The organism is Lysinibacillus sp. FSL W8-0992 (genome assembly GCF_038008685.1).
GTDB lineage: Bacteria > Bacillota > Bacilli > Bacillales_A > Planococcaceae > Lysinibacillus.
In genome coordinates this window covers 4,313,593-4,331,564 of sequence record NZ_JBBOZQ010000001.1, presented here as the reverse complement: position 1 = coordinate 4,331,564, position 17,972 = coordinate 4,313,593, and the positions used below count along the sequence as shown (strand labels likewise).

Here is a 17,972-nt window from a genome sequence, read left to right as displayed (position 1 = left end):
TAGTATACGCTCATTTTTATAATAGAGCATATTCGACATTGTTGCAATGACAACATTGTGTCAACACGTTTACAATTGATATAATAACTTACAATAATGGGGAAGAAAGGAGTCGTTTATGAAAGCTTTATTTCGCATTTTAATTGCCTGTGCAACGATTGCGTTTATCGGCTTTATGTTCTTTAATACGCCTAAAGAAAATGAGCCACTTGAAGGTCCAAATGCCAATTCAAATATTATTCCGAAAACAGAGCTGGAGCAACCAGAAGTTGGAGCGATGACACGTCCGCAAAGTGGTATGTCGACATTAATTGGCCAAGGAATTCAAGTTGTCTTAGAACAATATGGTGAACCGGCAAGGAAAGAGCCTTCATCATTTGGTTACGAATGGTGGGTTTATAAAACAAGTGTGTCAACATTTTTTATGCTTGGCGTGCAAAACGATATAGTGACACAAGTATACATAGCGGGTGATAAGCTAGATGCTACACCTTTTAAAATAGGTCAGAAGCGGGACGATATTTACCGAATGACGATTATAGATTATGAAGTAGCTGCCAATGTGGGGGAAAATATTTTCATTTTCTCTATGAGTGAGGAAGATATGCAGACTAGGCTACTAATAAAATTTGATGGACTATTTGCACAGCTTTATATTGATAGAGAAACGAGTGCACTACAAGGTGTTCGCTTTACGGATAGTGAGACGCTCGTACTACATCAGCCTTATGAAATGATTTATCAAGGTGAGCTTGTTAGTCCGACGCCGCCATCCTCGTTTTTACAACAAGATATTAATGAAGCAAGTACTGCACAGCTTGATGATTTAATTAATGTCACGCGCGTTCATCATGATTTAGCTCCATTGGAACTTGATGCAAAACTAGAAGAAGTAGCAAAATTGCACAGTGAAGATATGAAAGTGCAAAATTTTTCAGGTCATGAATCACCAACAAATGGCGATTTAAAGAAACGTTTAGACACACATGAAATTGCTTATAGTGATGCGAATGAAAACCTCGCGACAGCATACTTTGATGCGATTGAGGCAATGCATGGCTGGCTCAATTCACCTGAACATCGCAAAGTAATTTTAAACGATAAATTTTCTGCTGTAGGATCAGGTGTCTTTTTAAATTACTATACTCAAATTTTCGTGGAGCCATCGAAGCAAAAAGATGATAGTGAGGAATCTGTTGAGGATACAGAAGAAGCAGTTCAATAAGTGCCAGTCACTCAAACAATTCTGAACTTTGCGAGTAGGATATTTACGATTAAGAAGCCTATATTATTTTAGGTAACTCTATAATTTAATCAGTCTCAAAAGATTGTCTTGATTAATTCAAGACAATATTTTTTTGTCTAAAACAGGAAAAATCAAATGGCTAATATTTTTCGTATTGGTGAATGGCTTGCAACTTTCGACGTTTACAATAGCCTACTTAAATGGCATTTGGAGGCTCCTGCATTTTTCGTCACACCGTTACAAAAGCCGTCATATGATAGAGAACTGAAAGGAGGAATGAGACATTGCAATTAGCTGAGCTATTGAAAGATTGGCCATGTAGTGTAACTGGTGGATCCATTCGTACAATAATTACCGGTGTAGAGGATTATGCACAATCGGTGAAACCTGGAGATATTTTCATTGTCCGAAAAGGAAAAAAGACATCTGGCAGTCGCTTTGTAAAAGAAGCACTGGCAAGAGGAGCTGCCGCTGTAGTATCCGAGGAAAGTATTGCAATACCATTCAGCGATCAGAATATTCCTTTCGTTTGGGTACCGAATACCGCTTTGTTTTTATCTTATGCAAGTGCAAAACTAGCTGCTTTTCCGGCTGAAGCATTATCGGTTATTGCCATAACGGGAACTAATGGAAAAACAACGGTAAGTCATTTTGTAAGCCAATTACTAAAAGCTTTACATAAAAATGTAGCAGTTATTGGAACAGTAGGCTTCTTCGTTAATGGGCAAAAACAACAAACAGAATATGAGCAGTTAACAACATTACAAGCAAAAGAGCTGCATCCTATTTTAAAACAATGTGTTCGTCAAGGTGTTACACATGTTGTTTTAGAAGCTTCCTCAATGGGATTGCAACAGCATAGACTTGATCATTGCGATATTGATTGTGGGGTATTTTTAAATTTATCAGAGGATCATTTGGAAGACCATGGGGGACTAGAAGCGTATAAACGTGCTAAAAAGAGGTTAGCGGATTTATCAAAAAAAATTGTGTTAAATGGAGACGATAATTTTTGCCGCTCCGTTGGTATTTACGACAAGAAAAAATCATGCTCATTCGGCTTTGACAATCACAATGATTTACATATCCAAATTGTGAGTGAAACTATTGGAAAAACCGTACTATGTTTGCAAACGACAACGAGTGAGCACATTATTGCCATTCCTTTTGTTGGTAAGTATCATGTGCAAAATGCAGTAGCTGCATTAATGGCTGTGTGGCGTTTAGGTTTCACTATTGATGAACTAGTGGAGCATATGTGGGGACTTAAATTACCAGAAGGTAGACTGGAGCGAATAGAAAACCTACTTGGTATTGATGTGTATGTAGATTATGCACATACGGCAGAGGCATTGCAGGCAGTGTTACAAACTTTTGATAGTAAGAAGACCATCTACCTAGTGTTTAGCTGCGGTGGCAATAGAGATAAGGCAAAACGTTTTGCCATGGGTGCTGTGGCAAGCAAGTATGCAGATGTTATTTTCTTAACGACTGATAACCCTCGTGATGAGGATCCTATATTAATTAATGAAAGTATTATTGCTGGTTTCTCAGAGCAGCAATATTATGAAATTTTTTTAGACCGGAAAGTTGCGATTCATCAGGCATTGGCAAAAGCGCAAAAAGGAGATATTGTGCTTGTTGCCGGAAAAGGGCATGAACAAACACAACAAATAAAAAATCAAAAATTCCCTTTTTCCGATCAACAATGTATTAAAGATTATTTTGCCTCTGTTATGACTAACGACGCTGAATAACAAAGAACGAAGCGGTGGCAATTGCCAGTTTACGACCAGTTTCATCCTCAATGTCACATTCCATTACAAGTGTTTGACGTCCCTTATGAACAAAACGTCCTCGTGCAACTAATTCTTTATTGGTCGTGGTTGCTATATAGGAGACGTTAATATTTGTTGTTACAACATTAAAGCCTGCTGGAACAGAACGCGATGCGAGTCCGCCCATTGCGGCATCAGCAATTGTTGCAATAATCCCTCCATGTGGCACTTTAATGGTATTGTGAATAACGGGCGTAATAGGTATCCGTACCTCACTACTGTCTGGCTCGAAGTTGCCCACCATATGTAAAGCGGCATTGATATAACGGCGATGTATGCCTTGTTGTTTACCGTGAATACCATTTAGCAAGTGTAGTAAAACTTCCTCATCCTCCGCTGTACTATGTTGTAAAATAGTAGCGAGTAATTCTTCAATTTGTCCTTTAGTTGATGTTGCCAATTTTAAAACTCCCTCTTTTAGAAATATCAATAATGTAAAATTACCACAAAATCTGTTATGATGGGTATTAGATTGGGGGAATTAAAATGATGATAACCTCTGAATGGGCAATCATTTTGGATGAGGCCGATGCGCTTTGCGAAATGATTCTTTCCTCCGAGCCTGCGAATGCGCTAAGGGTAGCGTATAATGCTGTATATAGCGATAGTGAGCTAGTTGAAGCTATTTATGCATTTGGTCGCATGAAGGAGCAATACGAAGATGTACAACGTTTCGGAAAATATCATCCGGATTATCATACAATTATGAAATCGATTCGTCAGCAAAAGCGCTCACTCGATTTAAATGAAAAAATTTCAGCATTAAAGTTAGCTGAAAATGATTTTCAAGATTTACTAGATGAGATAAGCTTACTTATAGGTAAAACTGTATCAGAAGCAGTAAAAGTACCAGTAAGTAATCCATTTTTCGCATCCAATTCTTCATGTGGAAGCGGTTGTGGCTCAGGTGGCTCTTGCTCCTGTTCTGCATAATAGAAGTAGTGTCAAAACGACACTGCTTCATGTAAAGACACAATACCTCTCGAGGTGTTGTGTCTTTTTTTGTGAAAATTCATAACCTAGGAGCAAATTATTTTATATGTAGATGTGATTGGAGTGGAAGGTGCGACACTCCTGTAGCTGAAAAATTAGTTGAAGCCGTGCCTACGGAAAGGGAGCACCTGAATGGAAATCATCGTGTCATATTCTCTACAGGTAGAAGCATGTCAAAAAACACTGCTTCTATTTTTTTTGCAATAAAAATTATATAGTAAATATGTAAGTAAAGTTGGGAAAAGGGGGCAATGAAATGAATACATATCGAATTGCTGTTATTCCAGGAGATGGTATTGGAAAAGAAGTAGTACCAGCAGCGATAGAAGTTTTAGACAAGGTTGCACAATTAGATGGAAGCTTTACATTTGAATGGACAACATTTCCATGGGGCTGTGATTATTATTTAGAAACAGGTAAAATGATGCCTGATAATGGCATCGAACTATTAAAGGGCTATGATCAAATCTTTTTAGGGGCAGTAGGAATGCCTGATCTAGTACCCGATCACATTTCCTTGTGGGGGTTATTAATTAAAATTCGTCGTGAAATGAAGCAGTCTATTAATGTACGTCCAGCGAAGCTGCTACAAGGCTTAGCATCACCATTACGTAATCCGAATGGCTTTGACTTTGTTGTTGTACGTGAAAACTCAGAAGGGGAGTATTCAGAGAGTGGTGGTCGTATTCATAGCGGACAGGATGAAATTGCCATTCAAAATGCAATCTTTACTAGAAAAGCGACCGAACGTGCGATGCGATATGCCTTTGATATGGCTAAAACCCGTCGTCAGCATGTTACTAGTGCAACAAAATCGAATGGTTTAACTTACAGCATGCCATTTTGGGATGAGGTATTTGAAGAAGTTGGTAAAGACTATGAAGCAATTGGACAAGCGACCAACCATATTGATGCGTTAGCAGCTTTCCTAGTGATGAAACCAGAAAATTTTGATGTAATCGTTGCTTCCAATTTATTTGGAGATATTTTAACAGATTTAGGTGGAGCTATTATGGGAAGTATCGGTATTGCTCCAGCAGCTAACTTAAATATTGAACGCGAATATCCTTCTATGTTTGAACCAGTTCATGGCTCCGCGCCAGATATTGCTGGAAAAGGAATTGCTAATCCGCTTGGGCAAATATGGACAGGCAAAATGATGCTTGATTTTTTAGGCTATCAAGAGCTAGGTTCAACGGTGCTAAATGCAATGGAGGCTTCATTGGCGCAAGGTATAAAAACCGGAGACTTAGGGGGAACTGCCACATTACGGGAGGTAACTGATGCAATTTTAGCTCAATTATCTTAATGGCGTTTTATAAAAGATAAAGGTAAGAGCATTTACAATAGTTGCTCTTACCTTTATGTCTTCAATCATGTTCTTGTAGTAATTCAACTGCAACATCAGGTCGATCGGTAATAATACCTTTTGCGCCGTTATTAATTAATTTATTCATCGTAACAGAATCGTTGATTGTCCAATAATGGACAGGGATATTCAAGTTACTTAAAAACTGAATAAATTTCGGTGAATCGAGTGATACGACACCTGATTTTGGAGGAATTTGAAATACGTCTACTTTTGGATGATATAAATGTCCGAATTGACTTGAGAATGAAGCAAATGCTTTGCGCACATCTGATTCACCAGCTCCAAGCGCAACTTGATTTTGTGCATATAAATTAAAACGGTCAATTTGTTCACCATAAAAGCTAGTGACAACGACATGATCCTCTGCATTAAGTTCTTCTATTAATCGCCATAGTTTAGAAGGCATTAAACTACCTTCATACGTATCTGGTGCATCTTTAATATCAATATTGATTAACATATTTGGATAGCTTTCTAGTAATTCACGTAGTGTAACAACGTCAACTTTTTTATCCCGATAAGGAAATTCACCTGCTAAATCTTCAAATTGATAGCCATGATTCAATGCGTTTATTTCTGCTAATGTCATTTCTGATACTGACCCATAACCATCAGTAGTACGTTCTACGGTAGCATCATGGTAAACGATAATTTCTTCGTCTTTTGTTAAGCGAATGTCTATTTCAAAGCCGTCTACACCTAACTGTGCAGATTTTTCAAAAGCAAGCATTGTATGCTCAGGTTCTAAATGTGCTCCGCCACGATGTGCGAGAATGATCGGGCGATCAAATTGTAATGCTTGTTTCCCTTCACGCTGTTGAGGTTTGGAAATAGCTTTACTACCTGCCCAAGCAGCTGCACTGGCTGCTGCTATTGCAATAGCTATCTTCGTTTTCTTACCCATATTCGTCCTCCTTAACAATCAAATTAATATAAAAGGTGCTGGCGAATTCACTTGCAATGTTCAAGCTAAAGCACTTTTATCTAGCATGAGAGAAAGTAAATCTGTCGATAAACGCGCTATGCTTTACCATTATAACGGAAAAATGAGCGTTCTGTCAGCTAAACTCTGTTGCTATCATTTTCCGGTCTATGGTATGCTTTTATGTAAGAAATGAGGGGAAACTATATGAACGAACGACAAGGGCTAATCGTTTACGTCCATCAATTAAAACATGCGAAATCACTTCGAAAATATGGTCATGTTCATTACATTTCTCGTAAGCAAAAGTACGTAGTATTATATTGCAATCGAGAGGACATTGAAATGATGTCAATAAAATTACAACGCCTTCCATTTGTGAAAGACGTTGTAGAATCTTATCGTCCCTTCGTTAAAACTGAGTTCGAAAATGCAAAGCCAGATAAAGCGAAGGAATACGACTATAAAGCGGGGCTATAACATTAGTTTAATGCTGGAATATAGTGATGAAGTCTCATTATTCCAATTAAGTATTGATAAAATAGTTTTGGCTCCGAAAATATAGAAGAGTGCTTTATTTCTACAACAACCGCTTTTCGACCTAGTTGTTCAATACTTTCTTCGAACATAATTTGACGCTTGGAAGGCTTTTCTTCATGGAATGGGATGCCTTCGCGACAAATATAAATCGGCATGAATTTACTTTCTCCGACTGGTTTTAAAGCGATAGCTAAAGAAGCTACCTTTTTATCTTCTTTTGTAGATGTTAGTATAAAGGCTTGGTGAAAGCGACCTTGATTCGTTTTAATAAGTTCAAGTAGTTCATAAACATCGCCATAGCCTTCTCCTAATTCTATAAATTGTTGTGGCATTTAATATTGCACATCCTTTCCAATACACATAGTATCATGCTGCGGGAGGTCAAGCACATGAAATTTGCAGTCAGTTTTTTTTCAATTTTAGTATTAGTCGTATCTGGTGTGTTGTTTTTCCAATATCAGGCCTATTCTTCTGATTTAGAGACAGGAAATGGTGCATTCCATTATTCACAGGAAATTGAGATTGTCTATCGTGAAAATAGTCTAGATATTCGTCACCATTTTAAAAACTTGCCAAATCAAAAGGTGAAAATAAAATGGCCAGAGGATGCAACAAACCCAACGTGTTTTATCGATAACGAAAATAGTTGTAATCGTTTATCAGAGGAAGTTTCCTATTTTGAAAAAGGCGAAACTAAATCACAATCCGTTTCATACATAATCCCAATCGAGGGTGGCTTAAAAGATAAAATGCTGCTTCAAAATGTCTTTGCCACTTTAACGAATGGAGAGGTATCGTATTCTGTCATACATATTTCAACAGATAGTAAAACTGTCGGACAATGGATAACAGGTTTACCTTTAGTAGGTCAGCAACAATTATCGCTTGTTAACTATACGATGTTTAGCGGCAATGGCACGGCGAGTGATTTATATTGGCAAGCTGGTGATTTAAAGGCGCAAGAGCAAACTCCTGTCTTAACAATTTATGCACAGCAGGCAATTTCAAAAGATTTCTTAAAATCACTCGAAAATTTAAAGTTCTTAAATGATGAGCATATAGCGATTGTTCAGGAGAAAAACCCTGTTGCCCAACATGACGAACGATTATTATTTTTACCAACGCTAACAGCACAAGCGGTTGAGCAGGAAGTGATTCTTTCGCAAATTCATTCACAATATACTTTTGAAAATTCACCGGCATGGTTGGCTGAAGTTGTGGCATCCTATTTAGTGAAGGATACGATAGGCTCAGAGAAGACAAAAGAAATTGTGCAAACATTAAAAGACTACATGACAGCAAGCCAACAGTTAGCATGGCAGGAAGCTATGGATAACCTTGGACAAGAACCAATCTCTCCGGTGACAATGGATAAGCTACTTTCAACAGTGTTAAATGGGAAAACTTCTTATTTCCAATTAAATGCAACACTAGAAAATGGTACGTATCCGTTATTAATGGAAGACGAGCGTAGTATTTATGTAGATGGCATTCATAAAAAAGATGTTCATGTTATTTTATATGAAGGTCAAGTATTATACAGTGCCGATACATTACTTCCTTACCTAGGATATACAGCAGGAGAAGGGAAGAACGGTTATTATGTAAATAGTGACAATCGAACATTCCGTTTCCCGAAAGAATCTGGTTTCTACGTGTTCAATCAACGTAGATATTCCACAATTTCTGATCCAATTATTAAAATTGTTGATCATTATTATGTAGAAGAAGCTTGGCTACAACGACTATTTTTAGTAGAACTACAAAAAAGTGATGGTCGAATTCAAGTTTTAACACAAGAACAAGAATAATTTTTTGCAGCGGAGGAGTTCTTTCGCTGCAAAAATGCTTTCTATTTGTAACAGAAAGTACGGTGAAATACATCTATGAGAGTAGTAGCAGGAGAACGTAAAGGAATGCCCCTTAAGGCAGTTGCAGGGAGTACAACAAGACCTACAACAGACAAAGTAAAAGAATCCATATTTAATATGATAGGTCCATTTTTTGATGGCGGAACTGCACTTGATTTGTTTGCAGGAAGCGGTGGATTAGGAATTGAGTCGCTCAGCAGAGGTGCAGAACATGCTATCTTTATTGAAAAAGACGCTAAAGCCTATCAGGTATTACAGGAAAATATAAAGAAGTGTCGGTATGAAAATTGTTCAGAGCTTTTTCGCATTGATGCAAAGCGTGCTGTGAAAGCGCTATTAAAGCGTGATATTACGTTTAATCTTGTATTTTTAGATCCGCCCTATCACCATAAAGAATACTATGATTTAGTACAGGTGCTTGTGGACCATGATAAAGTACAACACAATGGTATTATTTTATGTGAACATGCAAAAGAAGTAGAATTACCACCTAGTTTTGGTGCTTTTCTATTACAGAGACAAGAAACATATGGCGGGACGATTATTTCGGTCTATCGTTGTGCTGGGGAAGAGGGAGAGTAAGTTGGAGAAAATTGCTGTTGTTCCTGGAAGTTTTGATCCTGTTACATTTGGTCACCTAGATATAATTAAGCGTGCAGCTGATGTTTTTGATATTGTTTATGTTGCGGTTTTAAACAATTCATCAAAGCACCCATTATTTTCTGTAGAAGAGCGTATGGCATTAATGGCTGAAGTTACAAAGGAATTGCCGAATGTACGAATTGAAAGTTCTTCAGGTCTCCTTATTGATTATGCTAAAGAAAAGAACGCAAAGGCGATTGTTCGCGGCTTACGAGCAGTTTCGGATTTCGAATACGAAATGCAAATTACTTCAATGAACCGCTTTCTTGATGAGACGATTGAAACATTTTTCATCATGACAAAAAATCAATATTCGTTCTTAAGCTCTAGCATTGTGAAAGAAGTAGCAAAGTATGGAGGCAATGTTCATGAACTTGTTCCAGTTTGCGTGGAACAAGCTTTAAAAGAAAAATACGGTTTTGCTAAATAAAAAATAGAGGATGTATTAATTAAGACAACCTCTTAGAAGACTGTAGACAAACTTGAAAAATTCGAGTGCTGTCTATAGTCTTTTTTATTTTAAATAAATAAAAATTGTGTGAGTGCCTGGCACTTTCCAAAGCTATCTAGCATTAAATTTACTTTAAAAGCGTAAAAATCCACTGCGCTTTCCGCGGGCACGTTGTAAGCCGCAACCGTCGCTGTCGCGCGGCTTGTTGGGTCTTACATTGCGTGCTTTCCCGCAGGAGTGTCCATGGATTTTTACTAGGTTAACTTTATTGGCAGTGCCATGAAAATTCAAAATTGTGTGAGTGTCAGGCAATTTGAAATGCGTTTTTTTATTTTAAGAAAAAAAGAGCATAAATAGTAGGCACAATGATTATGCTAAGAAGGCGAAATTTAATGTAAGGTCTGACCGAAAGCTTGGCAGATTTTGCGATGACAAAAATTTGTAAATGGATACTAATGCTTTGCATTGTCAGCATAATGACTACTAGCAATGATAAGTATTGGTAATCTCCGAATTCTGTGACAGTCATTTTTAATCCATTTGTTACTTCTAATACAGCGGCGATAGCATGCTCGACTGGTTGTGGAAGATTAGGCAACATTTTATCTAAACTTTGCTGTAATATTGTTTGAATCGTAGTGAAAAAAATGATGGTTGTTCCAACTAACAAGATGGTTGGTGCTGTTTCTTTTATGCTCTCTGAAAATGGGGATGAATATAAGGTTGTATTGTGTATAGAAATAGTAGGTGTGTCGGTTTTACGAAATAAAAAGTAACCAACTACTAAGCAACAAATATTAAAACTATGTAGTAAACATAAAAACAGCCAACCAAACGTATTACTGTGTAATAAATCAAGGCTAACAAAACCTAATACAAAAAGAGGGCTTGGTGCATGACAAACCGCTAGTAAAAAATTGGCCTCCTTAGGATGTAATTGTCCACTGTTTTTAAGATACACAATGGTTGTAGCTCCAGTTGGATATCCACCGAGTGCGCTTATCAAGTAGGCTTGTACGTATAAAGAAACTCTTTTTGTTTTAGCGCGCATAGGAGCGGTTAAACGAAGTAACCATTGCGTTAAAATAAGATAAGGTAGTAAATACGGAAATAACGCCTCCATAAATAGATTTAATCCTAAATCGGTACCAGTATGAGCAGTTTGTGGGAATAACAAGAGTAATAGGATAAGAAGTATGCAGAGCGCTATTTGAATTGTCGCAAACATGTTATCATCTCGTTTCAACTTTTTGTCATTCACATAGGCAAATGCTAAAATTAATATATGTGAAAAAGGCAAAAACATGAACTACTGGTTTTTGCATGCGTCTTAGGAGGTGTCCATTCATGAAGAAAAAAATTGGTTTATATGTAGTGTTTTTAGTCGCGCTTTGTTTTTTAATGCTATACCGACTAGACGCATATATTATGAAGCCTGGCAGTGCATACGATGTTAGTAAATTTGTTAGTGTCGCTAATGATCATACGGATGAAGCGGGGTCAATGAGTTTAATGACAGTTGCTATGCAACAAGCCACACCGTTTTCGTATTTATGGGCGAAAACGCAAAAATATGAAAAAATAATGGATATTCAACAAGTGAGAAATCCATTAGAGGATGACGAGGAATATAATATCCGACAGTTAAAGTTAATGTCAGACTCTCAATTCAATGCAAAATATGTGGCCTTTCAAAGAGCTGGGTTAGAGACGAAAATACACTTTAATGGTGTATTTGTATTAAATGTCTTAGATGGTGGCGCATCCGATGGTTTCTTAAAAGCGGGTGATGAAATTACGAAAGTGGATGGTACAGAAATTACGAACCAACAAATGCTTGTTGATTTGTTATCAACAAAACAAATTGGTGATAAAGTGACCATTCAATTATTACGTAATCAAAAGGAACAAGAAGAAACGGTTACTTTGAAGGAAATTCCTCAATCTGAGGAAAAGCGAGCTGGGTTAGGAATTACCTATGCAGAAAGTAAATCGATTGAAACGAATCCAAGTGTCACAATGCACACAGAAGATATTGGTGGTCCGTCAGCGGGACTTATGTTTACACTTGAAATTTTAAATCAATTATTGGAAGAGGATTTAACAAAAGGCTATGCAGTAGCTGGAACAGGTGAAATGCTCATAGATGGATCAGTTGGGCGAATTGGTGGTATTGATTACAAAATCATTGCAGCTGATCGAGATGGTATGGAAATCTTTTTTGCACCTGATGATGAAATCTCAACTGAAATGAAAGCAAAGTATCCTGAATTAGAATCGAATTATGCGACGGCAGTCAAAACGGCTAAAGATATCGGTACAAAAATGAAAATTGTACCTGTGAAAACGGTCGATGATGCAATTGCTTATTTAAAACAACTAGAACCTAAATAAAAATATCTATTTGTGGTCCACAAAAGAGAAAAAGTGTTAGATTGATGGACATCAATCTAACACTTTTTGCTGTGCTGCATGTCCGCTACGGCGGTTGCTTTCCGCTCTGCGCAGTAAGCCCGCTAACGCGTTGCTCTGACGTAATTTTAAAGTTATGTTCCAGCCTCTTAAGACTGTAGCTTAAAGCGTCCGCTCGCAACGGCAATTAACTGCAATATTCATCCGTTAAAATCGAATCGGTGGCGTTTGATAATCTTTTGGCAATGTGAACTGCTGCGCCCCTTGTTCTATACTAAAGTTGTATACTTCTGCAGCGTGTATATCTACAGCGAGCATGGCATCATTTGTAGAGGCAACACGGCTTATTAATGGTAATGTAAAGTCCTTTTTATGCATGCCTAAGTATGCTTGCCCTTGCGCACTCATGCCGAGTAAGCGGATTGTAGAAGGGGATTGGAAGCTTTTAAGTTGCTCCTTTGTAAAGCCTGTATAAATATGTGTTAGCATGCGTTGTAGACGTGTCCAAGTATAGCGTTTAGATTTTATTTTCTCCATAAAGCTACTAAAGGAGCTACTCGTTTTCGCGGCTTTTAGTAGTGCGTGCTCTATACCCTCTGTTACTTCCGCATAGCGCGTTAACTCGCTTGCTGTGTGCCGAATAAGGGTAAACTGTAAAAACGGCCAAAAAGCCTCCCAGCTAGCAAAATTTTTATATTGAACATACCAATCCTCTAAATAATTAAAGGAAGCTTGGGGGAGTACATCATGAACGCTTTGTAATGTTCCTTTCGTAGCGAGTGCTTTACGAATACCAGTGGCACTTGCAATCGATGCCCCCTCCTGCATAGCATCGTGATATCCTGCGGCTATACGTGGAATAGTTAAAGGCTTAATTGCACTTCCTAGCGTTATTGCCGCTTCGATATAATGGAATCCTAGTATATTATTTGGTTGTGCTAAATCAATGTATGTAGCAGGGAATTTTTGAGAAAGCTGTTCATAGGCATAATGCAGGCTTTTAGGGTAGCTAACACCCGTTTTAACGCTTTCTTTAATAAGTGCGTCATATTCGGTGCGGTGCTTCGAAATTAACTGGTACGTATTCATAAAGGGTTCTATGGAGCCATCTTCACTACCAAAGGCAAAAGCATCACAGCGAATTGCCGATAATAATGAAATCGCCCCCTTTGCGAAATCTGTTGCGGGTGCGGTACTATAGACATACGGTAGCTCAATTACAATATCAACTCCGCTAGCGAGCGCCATTTTTGTGCGTGTCCATTTATCTACCATGGCAGGTTCACCGCGCTGCAAAAATGTACCGCTCATAACAGCAATTGCTATATCTGCTTGCGCTACTTTTTTTGCCTGTTCTAAGTGATAAGCATGTCCATTATGAAATGGATTGTATTCAACAACAATACCGACTGCTTTCATTACGTAAAACCCCCTTTATATATCTTTTGTGCTTCTTGTTTTTGACCAATCAGGATGCTACAAATAGTTTTACTGTGCCTCTAACCTATTCTTTGCTCATTACTATTGAAATTTTCGTATAGGTTGTGTATTGTGGCTAAGTGGAATGATTTTGATGTATTTAATTATAGGTGGGTTTTCGAGTGGTGACAAGAAATTATCTTGACATCTATTTTTACACATTATATAATCAACAGTGTTGTCTCGAGGTGATTAAACGAATGAAATGGTCAATTCATCAATTATCTAAATACCGTCAAGACGGAATGCCGATCGATACCTATGTCCAATTGGATGAGGTGATGGAGCGAAACCAGGATATTCGAGCAATTTCGCCCGTTCATGTAAAAGGGCTATGTACATTCGGTGCATCGCAAATGACTTGTCAGCTTACTGTGACAGCAACGTTAACACTCCCGTGTGCTCGCACTTGGGAAGATGTTGAGTTTCCTATCAAAGTTGAGACAGTTGAATTATTTAGCTGGATTGACGAAGAAAAAAGAGGGGAAGATGCCGGTAATATTCACTATTTAGATGGTGATGTAATCGACATGAAGCCAGTTATTGAGGAGCTAGTGCTTCTTGAAGTACCAATGCAAGTATTCAAAGAGAATACCGAAGGACAAGTGCATGGTGGTAAAAACTGGTCTTACGCAACTGATGAAGACGTGAAGCTTCACAAAAAAACTGACGAACCAAAAGTGGATCCAAGACTAGCTGATTTAGCTAAGTATTTTGATCAAACAGACGAATAGACGATCTGTAAGGAGGTGCCATCAATGGCTGTACCATTTAGAAGAACTTCTAAAACTGCAAAAAGAAAGCGTCGTACGCATTTCAAACTATCTGTACCTGGTATGGTAGCTTGCCCAAACTGTGGTGAAGCAAAATTATCACACCGTGTTTGCAAAGCTTGCGGACAATACAAAGGTAAAGAAGTAGTAAGCAAATAATACAGTGTTTGCTCACTTAAAAGGCTAGTAAAGAGACCATGGCTCTTTACTAGCCTTTTTGTTTGTATGAAGTGACAGAATTTTTAATAAATATTACAAAGTTATATAGTGCTATAATAATTGTGTGATACAATTTATGTAACTTGCTGTCAGCGGGGGTTTAAAGCGTGGCTGAAGTTAAAAGTCTTGGTGGAGGTTGTAGCTTTAAGAGGAGCTTTTCAAGCGGGCTCCGCTTGCGCTGAGGCATAATTGATGATGGGGACAAAGGGGGAACTGTAGTGGCTTATATAATTGACAATCAAGATGGGATCATGACTTTTACGATAAATCGTGAGGAAAAGCGCAACGCTGTAAACGATGAGGTAATGAATGGTCTTCGAGAAGTAATTACATATATCCAAAATCATGACGATGTGCGTTTTTTAGTAGTCACAGGAGCGGGAGAAAAATCTTTTTGTTCAGGTGGCGATTTATCGGAGTTTCATTCTCTTGAAACGGAAGATGAAGCATTTGGTATGTTAAGTAAGATGGGGGAGATTTTATATGATCTTGCTACATTACCAGTACCAACGATTGCGTTAATAAATGGAACGGCTGTCGGTGGTGGATGTGAAATAGCGACGGCTTGTGATTTTCGCTTAGTGGCGAGTCATGCTAAATGTGGATTTATTCAAGGGACATTAGCAATTACAAGTGGCTGGGGTGGCGGTACATACTTGTTTGAACGAGGTTTACGTCATGATCGTGCAATGAAGATGCTAGTGGATGCAAAGCCATATCCAGCTGAATTACTATATGACATTGGTTGGGCTATGCGCGTATTTGAGGGATCGAAGCAACTTGCTTTAAATGATTTTATTGAACATATGCGTAAAATACATCCTTCTGTACACAAGGCCTATAAAGAAATTGAACTTCGTAAATGGCGTGAGCGTAATATGTATGAGCGTGTAATGGAGGAAGTTCGTACTTGTGCAAAACTGTGGGAAAGTGAAGCGCATCACGAGGCAGTTAATAATTTTCTAACTAAAAAGAATAATAAGTAGCGTATAGTGGCAGTGATTACATGAAAACATAATCACTGTCTTTTTTCGTCCCGTGATTCTATTTTGCCTGATAACGCATATAGTAGTAAAAAATGTGAGGGTGATAGATTATGGAACTGAAAAAAAGAAAAGATCAATGGACGAAGGAAGACGATGAAAGATTAGCAGAAATTGTCTTGCATAATGTGCAAAATGGTAAAACGCAGTTAGAGGCATTTGAAATGGCTGCTGATGAACTTGGGCGTACAAAACAGGCATGTGGTTTTCGTTGGAATAAAACGTTACGTGGGCAATATAGTCAATCGCTTTTAGCTGTTCGCAATCAACCTCAACAATCTATGCGAAGTCATTTAAAATTAGCGTTAACGAGTTTTGATGAGTTGACAGAAGCCTATCAAAGTCTTGAGGTTAAACACCGTGAATTACAAAATGAACATGAAAAGCTAGTGAAATGGTTACAGCAAGGCTATTCTTTAATGAAAGATTAACGTGTCAAAGGGAAAATGATTGTAAGTAGATAGTTACGTTCTTTTTCAAAAAAAGAGTAAGGTCTTTTAAGAAAATGATGCAAAAGAAACCATAGGATGTAAACGCTAACGTCGACTAAACATTTTACCTACACTGGATGAACACAACCATTATTGTATCGTAAACACCAGCTAATCTTGTATAATAGAAACACCTGCAAAGGAGGTGTCTCAGATGAATTTCTGAGGCACCTCCTTCTATGGCGTATGGAAAAGTGTTGTTTATGTTACTGCAGTGCGAGAAAAGTAAATGCTGGAGAAGCGTTTATAACTTCAGTTTAGGCTGTTTAAAAGGTTTGTTTTTTACTGTTTAGATAGCCTCTTTACATTAAGTGGAGGTGGCGAACGTTGTGAATGTAGTAGTTATTGGAGCTGGTGCAGTCGGTCAGCTAATGGCTAGTTTCTTAGCGGAGGCTTGTATGGATGTTACATTAGTTGTAAGAAGACAAGAACAAGCCGATGAACTTAATTTGAAGCATTTAACGAGGGTCCATATAGATGGTACAAAAACATTGCATCAAATTGCTTCTAGCGTTGAGTTAGAGATGTTGCCTCGGCCGGATTTGATTGTAGTTGCTGTGAAATATGGTCATTTGCAAAATATTTATAAACAATTATTAGATTTACCTAAGGAAATACCATTGTTGTTTGTGCAAAATGGTTTAGCACATTTTGATGAGGCTTTACGTTTACCACAAAATACGATTGCTTTTTGCTCAGTTTCGTTCGGTGCTCAAACAATTGATTTTACAACTGTTCAACATAGAGGTGTTGGTCTATGCAAAATAGGAATAGGGCGTGGAGACAGTATTGTATTTGAAAAGTTGTTACACTTAGAAAATCCTTTGTTCCCAATAGAGTTCGTTGAAAACGCCGAACAAATGCTTTTTGAAAAAGCTGTATTCAATTGCATGATTAATCCTTTAACGGCAATTTTGCAAATTAAAAATGGTGATTTATTAACAAATAAGCAAGCATACTTGTTAATGCATACCATATATCAGGAGTTAACAGAGGCTTTTAAAGATATTGAAAGTACCATTCCGTTTTCAGCAGTAATAGCTTTGTGTAAAAAAACAGCGGCGAATACATCATCTATGCTAGCTGATCGCATGCAAGGTAGAAAAAGTGAGGTTGAAACGATTGTTGGGGTAATTTTACAAAAGGCTTCAGCGAACGGTTATCCATTACCTACTTTGCGAACTTTATATCACCAAGTTCTAGCGATTGAAGAGAGCGGTGGGCAATCTTGAAAGATTTTTTACATATAGTCATCAGCGTCATTATTTTTTGTCCAATTCTTTTATTCATCATTGTCTATGCTATTAGTCGAAAGGTTAATATTCGTGGTACGCATGCATTTGGAGCCGCATCTGATGTGACGACGTTTTGTTTGTTTTTCTCGGTACCATTGGCAATTAGTGTGCTGTGGGGAATAAATGTAGGGGCCTTTTTAGTAATGCTAGCAATAATACTGGCAATCATTTTTACATATATAGACTGGCGTACAAAAAGAGAAATTGAAGTAAAGCCGCTATTACGGAAAATTTGGCGTTTTTTATTTTTAGTACTTAGTGCAGCGTATATTTTAATTTGTATAGTCGGCATGATTCAATCTGTTGTAGAATATTTACACTCTGTATAAGCATTTTCTTTTCATGTTGGAGACAGAAGCGTTAAAATAATAGCATTAAAATGTTT

At 37.7% G+C, this 17,972-nt stretch carries 20 protein-coding genes; 15 read left to right on the top strand and 5 right to left on the bottom strand.

The features are described from left to right. The first annotated feature begins 118 nt into the window (after positions 1-118). Together NSQ74_RS21615 and NSQ74_RS21610 are read left to right on the top strand one after the other, a co-directional pair. On the top strand, positions 119-1,225 hold the full coding sequence (locus NSQ74_RS21615) for a CAP domain-containing protein (RefSeq protein WP_340826022.1): 1,107 nt from the start codon (positions 119-121) through the stop codon (positions 1,223-1,225). 305 nt (positions 1,226-1,530) lie between these two features. Beyond that, positions 1,531-3,003 (top strand): UDP-N-acetylmuramoyl-L-alanyl-D-glutamate--2,6-diaminopimelate ligase, encoded by a 1,473-nt coding sequence (locus NSQ74_RS21610; RefSeq protein WP_340826021.1) that lies wholly within the window; start codon positions 1,531-1,533, stop codon positions 3,001-3,003. Here NSQ74_RS21610 and NSQ74_RS21605 read toward each other — a convergent pair. Continuing rightward, the gene (locus NSQ74_RS21605) at positions 2,987-3,484 is read right to left on the bottom strand and encodes a PaaI family thioesterase (protein WP_340826019.1); all 498 of its coding nucleotides are present in this window, start codon (positions 3,482-3,484) and stop codon (positions 2,987-2,989) included. The genes NSQ74_RS21610 and NSQ74_RS21605 overlap by 17 nt on opposite strands. Before the next feature lie 86 nt (positions 3,485-3,570). Here NSQ74_RS21605 and NSQ74_RS21600 point away from each other — a divergent pair, with 86 nt between their 5' ends. Further along, positions 3,571-4,017: a YlbF family regulator gene (locus tag NSQ74_RS21600; protein WP_340826018.1), complete on the top strand. Its 447-nt coding sequence runs from the start codon at positions 3,571-3,573 to the stop codon at positions 4,015-4,017. 316 nt (positions 4,018-4,333) lie between these two features. Beyond that, positions 4,334-5,386 carry a tartrate dehydrogenase gene (locus tag NSQ74_RS21595; protein WP_340826016.1) on the top strand — a complete coding sequence of 351 codons (1,053 nt, stop codon included), beginning with the start codon at positions 4,334-4,336 and terminating at the stop codon, positions 5,384-5,386. Between the two features lie 61 nt (positions 5,387-5,447). Here the strand turns inward: NSQ74_RS21595 and NSQ74_RS21590 are convergent, their stop codons facing one another. Next, positions 5,448-6,353, bottom strand: coding sequence for a glycerophosphodiester phosphodiesterase (locus NSQ74_RS21590; RefSeq protein ID WP_340826015.1), 906 nt, complete (start codon positions 6,351-6,353; stop codon positions 5,448-5,450). Between the two features lie 225 nt (positions 6,354-6,578). Here NSQ74_RS21590 and NSQ74_RS21585 point away from each other — a divergent pair, with 225 nt between their 5' ends. Next, the gene (locus NSQ74_RS21585; RefSeq protein WP_340826014.1) at positions 6,579-6,851 is read left to right on the top strand and encodes a YlbG family protein; all 273 of its coding nucleotides are present in this window, start codon (positions 6,579-6,581) and stop codon (positions 6,849-6,851) included. A 2-nt stretch (positions 6,852-6,853) separates the two neighbouring features. On the opposite strand, the gene NSQ74_RS21580 is transcribed toward NSQ74_RS21585, so the two are convergent. Next, the gene (locus NSQ74_RS21580; RefSeq protein WP_340826012.1) at positions 6,854-7,243 is read right to left on the bottom strand and encodes a DUF7147 family protein; all 390 of its coding nucleotides are present in this window, start codon (positions 7,241-7,243) and stop codon (positions 6,854-6,856) included. A gap of 57 nt (positions 7,244-7,300) precedes the next feature. Here NSQ74_RS21580 and NSQ74_RS21575 point away from each other — a divergent pair, with 57 nt between their 5' ends. From NSQ74_RS21575 to coaD, 3 genes are all read left to right on the top strand, one after another. Then, entirely contained in the window at positions 7,301-8,722 is a 1,422-nt protein-coding gene (locus NSQ74_RS21575; protein WP_340826011.1) for an RNA polymerase II, read from the top strand. Between the two features lie 75 nt (positions 8,723-8,797). Continuing rightward, positions 8,798-9,364, top strand: a complete 567-nt coding sequence (rsmD, locus tag NSQ74_RS21570; protein ID WP_340826009.1) for a 16S rRNA (guanine(966)-N(2))-methyltransferase RsmD — start codon at positions 8,798-8,800, stop codon at positions 9,362-9,364. Between the two features lies 1 nt (position 9,365). Continuing rightward, positions 9,366-9,854: a pantetheine-phosphate adenylyltransferase gene (gene coaD / locus NSQ74_RS21565; protein ID WP_340826008.1), complete on the top strand. Its 489-nt coding sequence runs from the start codon at positions 9,366-9,368 to the stop codon at positions 9,852-9,854. Between the two features lie 349 nt (positions 9,855-10,203). Here the strand turns inward: coaD and NSQ74_RS21560 are convergent, their stop codons facing one another. After that, entirely contained in the window at positions 10,204-11,181 is a 978-nt protein-coding gene (locus NSQ74_RS21560) for a hypothetical protein (protein ID WP_340826007.1), read from the bottom strand. Positions 11,182-11,222: 41 nt separating this feature from the next. Between NSQ74_RS21560 and NSQ74_RS21555 the strand changes: the two genes are divergently transcribed. Then, positions 11,223-12,269 carry a SepM family pheromone-processing serine protease gene (locus NSQ74_RS21555; RefSeq protein ID WP_340826005.1) on the top strand — a complete coding sequence of 349 codons (1,047 nt, stop codon included), beginning with the start codon at positions 11,223-11,225 and terminating at the stop codon, positions 12,267-12,269. 225 nt (positions 12,270-12,494) lie between these two features. On the opposite strand, the gene NSQ74_RS21550 is transcribed toward NSQ74_RS21555, so the two are convergent. After that, a complete protein-coding gene (locus NSQ74_RS21550; RefSeq protein ID WP_340826004.1) occupies positions 12,495-13,706 on the bottom strand; it encodes a nucleotidyltransferase in 1,212 nt (403 codons plus the stop codon). Positions 13,707-13,966: 260 nt separating this feature from the next. Between NSQ74_RS21550 and NSQ74_RS21545 the strand changes: the two genes are divergently transcribed. The 6 genes from NSQ74_RS21545 to NSQ74_RS21520 all read left to right on the top strand — a co-directional run bounded on the left by NSQ74_RS21545 (position 13,967) and on the right by NSQ74_RS21520 (position 17,916). Continuing rightward, the gene (locus tag NSQ74_RS21545; RefSeq protein WP_340826003.1) at positions 13,967-14,500 is read left to right on the top strand and encodes a YceD family protein; all 534 of its coding nucleotides are present in this window, start codon (positions 13,967-13,969) and stop codon (positions 14,498-14,500) included. 24 nt (positions 14,501-14,524) lie between these two features. Then, complete coding sequence (gene rpmF / locus NSQ74_RS21540) at positions 14,525-14,698, top strand: 50S ribosomal protein L32 (RefSeq protein ID WP_010858320.1); 174 nt, start codon at positions 14,525-14,527, stop codon at positions 14,696-14,698. A gap of 278 nt (positions 14,699-14,976) precedes the next feature. Continuing rightward, positions 14,977-15,744 carry an enoyl-CoA hydratase/isomerase family protein gene (locus NSQ74_RS21535; protein WP_337981945.1) on the top strand — a complete coding sequence of 256 codons (768 nt, stop codon included), beginning with the start codon at positions 14,977-14,979 and terminating at the stop codon, positions 15,742-15,744. Between the two features lie 110 nt (positions 15,745-15,854). Further along, positions 15,855-16,232, top strand: a complete 378-nt coding sequence (locus NSQ74_RS21530) for a transcriptional regulator (protein WP_340826002.1) — start codon at positions 15,855-15,857, stop codon at positions 16,230-16,232. 389 nt (positions 16,233-16,621) lie between these two features. Beyond that, positions 16,622-17,524: a ketopantoate reductase family protein gene (locus NSQ74_RS21525; RefSeq protein ID WP_340826001.1), complete on the top strand. Its 903-nt coding sequence runs from the start codon at positions 16,622-16,624 to the stop codon at positions 17,522-17,524. Continuing rightward, complete coding sequence (locus tag NSQ74_RS21520; RefSeq protein ID WP_340826000.1) at positions 17,521-17,916, top strand: DUF3397 domain-containing protein; 396 nt, start codon at positions 17,521-17,523, stop codon at positions 17,914-17,916. The genes NSQ74_RS21525 and NSQ74_RS21520 overlap by 4 nt, the downstream gene beginning before the upstream one ends. The last annotated feature ends 56 nt before the right edge of the window (positions 17,917-17,972 follow it).